Raw genomic sequence first — 4,596 nt, 5'->3', positions numbered from 1 at the left:
GTGGCTGTTGGGAGGATAGCTTGAAAAGACGGCGGCGAACGTGCGAACGCCAGTGCAGTGCAGGTGGGGACAATTTGAACGGTTGTTCCGAAACGCCGATCAGACCGGTGGCCGATAGCATGCTGCCTAGGCCACCCGATCTCCGCCGCAAGGTCAGCCGCTGGTGAGACGGCGAGCTGTTCTGGATCGTCAAGCACGGCCTGAAATACGCCGGGATGCCCGGCTTTCCCTCATTGCATCGCGACGACGAGATCTGGGCCGTGGTCGCCTTCCTGCGGCGCCTGCCCAGCCTGGACCGGCGCGGCTATCGCGAATTGGCGCCGGGAGAGATCGAGCCGGACCCGCAAAGCGGCGCGGAAATCGCGACGGGGCAGACCGAGGCCGACGCGATCGGCGCCTGCGCCCGATGCCAGGGCGCAAGACGCAGTCCGCCGAGCCGCCTTGTTCCGATCCTGCACGGCCAACCGGCAGCCATGATCGAGAACGCGCTGCGTGCCTATGCCGCCGGCGAGCGCGACAGCGGCGTAATGCAAACTGCCGCGGCCGACCTATCGAACGCTGCGATCGGCCGGCTCGCGCGCTACTACGCTTCGCTGCCGCGGCCTGTCGCGCAGGCGGAGAGCTCCGATCCTCCCGCTAACGCACGTGGCGAAGCGATCGCCCGCGACGGCGTGCCCTCGCGCGGCGTCCCGTCCTGTCTCGGCTGCCATCGCGCCGAGGCTGCTCCCGAGTATCAGCGCCTAGATGGGCAACCCGCGCGCTATCTCGAAGGCCAGCTCGCAGTCTGGCGGGCCGGGCTCAACGATCGCAGCGCGGCGGGAAAAATCATGGCGCCGATCGCACGTCGGCTTAGCGAAGCGGAAGCGCGGGACGTCGCCGCCTATTTCGCGAGTCTCGCTCCTGCGCGCGAGGCAGGTCGATGAGGCAAGGCGCTGCCATTTCCGCAGTCATCGTCGGCCTGGCGGGTGTTTCCGCCTGTTCGCCCCAATCGGCATTGGCGCCGGCCGGCGACGAAGCGGAAAAGATCGCACTGTTGAGCTGGATCCTGTTCGCCGGCGGCGCCACGATCCTCTCGCTCGTGCTCGCTGTCCTTGGCGGGGCAATCTGGGGGCCGGCGCGCATCCGGCGAGTGCTCAGCGGCGATGGTCTGATCAGATGGGGCGGTATCGTCTTCCCGGTGATCACGCTGAGCATCCTGCTCGGCTACGGCCTCTGGCTGATGCGCGAGACGATCGCGGCGCCGACACCGCCCGAGTTGCGGATCGACGTGACCGGCGAACAGTGGTGGTGGCGGATCATCTATCACCGTGAGGGCGCAGCGCCGGTTTCGGAGGCCAACGAGATCAGGATCCCGGTCGGTCGCGACATCGAGTTCACCCTGCGCTCCAACGACGTCATCCATTCGTTCTGGGTGCCAAGCCTCGGCGGCAAGCTTGACATGATCCCCGGCCGGACCAACCGGCTCCGCCTGAAGGCAGACCGGCCGGGCATCTATCGCGGCCAGTGCGCGGAGTATTGCGGCGGGCCACACGCATTGATGGCGCTCGAAATCGTTGCTGTACCGCAGGCCGAATTCGACGCCTGGCTGGCTGCGGCCGATCAGCGAGGCCGGCCTGCCGAGGGGCGCCTCGTCCGAGGCGAACAATTGTTCCTATCCGCCGGCTGTGGCGCCTGCCATGCCGTGCGCGGTACGCAGGCGGCGGGCGTGATCGGCCCCGATCTCAGCCGCGTCGGCGGCAGGCGCTTCCTCGGTGCCGCGACCGTGCCCCACACCCCCGAAAACCTCGCCGGTTTCATCATCAACCCGCAGACCGTGAAGCCCGGCGCCCTGATGCCGCCCTTCGCGATCTTCTCGGCCGAAGAGATAAGCGCGTTGACCAGTTATCTCGGGAGCCTGCGATGAGTGCTCCTGAGCTCCCGTCCGCCCTGCCACGGCCCGAAGGCGAGCTTGAGCAGCTCGAAGCGGTCTGGAAGGGTCCGCGCGGCTGGCGCGTCGTCAGCGACGTCAACAACACCATCATCGGGTATTTCTACATCGCGACGGCGTTCCTGTTCTTTCTGCTCGCCGGTGTGCTCGGCCTCTTGATCCGCCTGCAGCTCGCGACGCCGGGCAACGATTTCCTCTCGCAGGACACCTACAACCAGATCTTCACCATGCACGGCACGGTGATGATGTTCCTGTTCGCCGTGCCGGCGGTCGAGGCGGTCGGCATCCTGTTGCTGCCGCCAATGCTCGGCGCCCGCGATCTGCCCTTCCCGCGGCTCGGCGCCTTCGCCTTCTGGGCCTATTTCATCGGCGGATCAGTCTTCTTCTGCACGCTCTTCTTCGGCGTCGCGCCCTCCGGCGGTTGGTTCATGTATCCGCCGCTGACCGGGACGCGCTTCTCGCCCGGCATCGGCGCCGACTGGTGGCTGCTCGGCATCGGCTTCATCGAGATCTCGGCCATCGCTGGTGCGATCGAAATCATCGTCGGCGTGCTGCGCACCCGCGCCCCGGGAATGACGCTGGCGCGGATGCCGATCTTCGCCTGGACGATGCTGATCTTCGCCGCGATGATCGTCTTCGCCTTCCCGGCCGTGATCCTCGCGACCATCCTGCTCGAGCTCGAGCGGGCATTCGATTGGCCTTTTTTCATCGCCGAACGCGGCGGCGATCCGCTGCTCTGGCAGCACCTGTTCTGGTTCTTCGGCCACCCGGAGGTCTACATCATCTTCCTCCCGGCTGCAGGCATGGTCTCGATGATCGTGCCGACCATGGCCGGCACGCCTTTGGTCGGCTACCGGCTGATCGTGGTGGCGCTGATCGCTGTCGGCTTCTTCTCCTTCGGCCTCTGGGTCCACCACATGTTCACTACGGGCATCCCGGCCCGCTCGCTCGGCTTCTTCTCGGCCGCGAGCATGGCGGTGGCGATCCCCAGCGGCATCCAGGTGTTCGCCTGGATCGCGACGATCGCGGCCGGACGGTTCAGGCTGACTGTGGCTTCGCTCTTCGTGATCGGCTTTTTGGTGATCTTCACCCTCGGCGGACTGACCGGAGTAATGGTCGCGATGGTGCCGTTTGACCGTCAGGCCCATGACAGCTATTTCGTCGTTGCCCACCTGCACTATGTGCTGTTCGGCGGCATGGTCTTTCCGCTCTTCGCGGCGATCTACTATTGGACCCCCGCCTTCAGCCGGCGCCCGCTCTCGGAGCGCCTCGGCCGCTGGGCGTTCGGCCTGATCTTCGCGGGCTTCAACATCGCCTTTCTGCCCATGCATCTGACCGGTCTGATCGGCATGCCGCGCCGGGTCTACACCTATCCTGCCGGCATCGGCTGGGACGGGCTCAACCTCGTCTCGACGATCGGCGCCTTCATCCTCGCTGCCGGCATCGGCGTCTTCCTCATCGACGTGATCAGGAACATGCGGCTGACGGGATCGCACCCTGCCGGCGACGTCTGGTGTGCGAATACCCTCGAATGGCTGCCCAACCACGAATATGCCATACGTAGTATTCCGCGTGTGAGCGGGCGCGATCCGCTCTGGCAGCAGCCGGACCTCGCCCGCGACGTCGAAGCCGGCGGCTACTATCTCCCGGGAACGGCGACCGGAGCGCGCGAGACGATCGTGACCTCGCCGATCGAGGCCGAGCCGCAATACTTGATGCGCCTCAGCGGGCCGGGCTACGCGCATCTCAGCGCTGCCCTGTTCACCGCTGCCTTCTTCCTGCTGCTCACCGTCAAGGCCGTGACACTCGCCGCGATCTGCGGCGCGCTCGCCGTGGCGTCGATGCTCGTCTGGATGTGGAACAGCGATCCGCCATCGGCGGGCGAGGTCGACATCGGCGGCGGCATCGTTCTGCCGACCTATGCGTCCGGGCCGGTCTCGCACAGCTGGTGGGCTATGGTCATCCTGTTGCTCGTCGCGGCTGCGCTCTATCTCTCCTATCTCTTCGGCTTCCTCTATCTCTGGACGGTGGCGCCAGAAGGATGGCCGCGACAGTCGGACCTGCCGTCGTCAGCAAGCGCGTGGGCTTCGCTCGCTGCCTTCGGCTTCAGCGGCATCATGCTCGCAGGAGCCCATCATCTTCTCGATCGCAACGCGCGACGCACCGGTCCGGTGGCCCTGCTTCTCCTTGCCGGGGTAACAGCCCTCACAGGAGCGCTGGCGCTCGACCTCATCGGCCACTGGTGGAGCGGCCTGCGCCCGCAAGCCAGCGGCTATGCGGCAATGGTCTATGCCAATGCAGCGCTGCAGGCACAAATCATCGCCGCGGTCGTCGTCATCGCCCTGTTCGCGATTGCACGCCTCTTGGTCGGACGGCTCGACGGTAGCAGGCGCGTCGTCTTCGACGTCCTGATGCTGCTCTGGGTCTACGCCATCGGGCAGGCATCCTTCGGACTGCTGCTCACCCACGGCTTCCCGCGAATGGTGGCAGAGCCGTGATCAGGGCAGCTCCCTTGCGCCAGGCGGGTGCCGCGGTCGTCGGCCCCACTGTCTGGGCCGCCCATTTCCTGACGATCTACGCGTCGGAATCGCTGGCCTGCCGCTGGAACCAAGCGGCGGTCCACGACACGATTGTCACCGCTGCGACCCTTCTGGCCGTCGCCGCGATCC

Annotated in this window: 3 protein-coding genes; all 3 read left to right on the top strand. The window is 66.4% G+C overall.

The genetic code is table 11. The features are described 5' to 3' along the window. The first annotated feature begins 215 nt into the window (after positions 1 to 215). From B6S44_RS15015 to ctaD, 3 genes are read left to right on the top strand one after another with little or no spacing between them, the layout of a single operon-like run. Positions 216 to 923 carry a c-type cytochrome gene (locus B6S44_RS15015; protein WP_129157708.1) on the top strand — a complete coding sequence of 236 codons (708 nt, stop codon included), beginning with the start codon at positions 216 to 218 and terminating at the stop codon, positions 921 to 923. After that, a complete protein-coding gene (gene coxB / locus B6S44_RS15010) occupies positions 920 to 1,903 on the top strand; it encodes a cytochrome c oxidase subunit II (protein WP_129157707.1) in 984 nt (327 codons plus the stop codon). Before B6S44_RS15015 ends, coxB begins: the two co-directional genes overlap by 4 nt. Further along, a complete protein-coding gene (ctaD, locus tag B6S44_RS15005; RefSeq protein WP_129157706.1) occupies positions 1,900 to 4,425 on the top strand; it encodes a cytochrome c oxidase subunit I in 2,526 nt (841 codons plus the stop codon). The genes coxB and ctaD overlap by 4 nt, the downstream gene beginning before the upstream one ends. Positions 4,426 to 4,596 lie beyond the last annotated feature (171 nt).

It is taken from the genome of Allobosea sp. Tri-44, from assembly GCF_004123845.1.
In the GTDB taxonomy this organism is placed as follows: Bacteria; Pseudomonadota; Alphaproteobacteria; order Rhizobiales; family Beijerinckiaceae; genus Allobosea.
The sequence above is the reverse complement of the archived record's forward strand: the minus strand, read 5'-3'. Positions and strand labels throughout refer to the sequence as shown.

Coding starts and splice junctions, on each gene's coding strand:
- coxB (WP_129157707.1), top strand. CDS start 920: ATGAGGCAAGGCGCTGCCATTTCCGCAGTCATCGTCGGCCTGGCGGGT.
- ctaD (WP_129157706.1), top strand. CDS start 1,900: ATGAGTGCTCCTGAGCTCCCGTCCGCCCTGCCACGGCCCGAAGGCGAG.
- B6S44_RS15015 (WP_129157708.1), top strand. CDS start 216: ATGCCCGGCTTTCCCTCATTGCATCGCGACGACGAGATCTGGGCCGTG.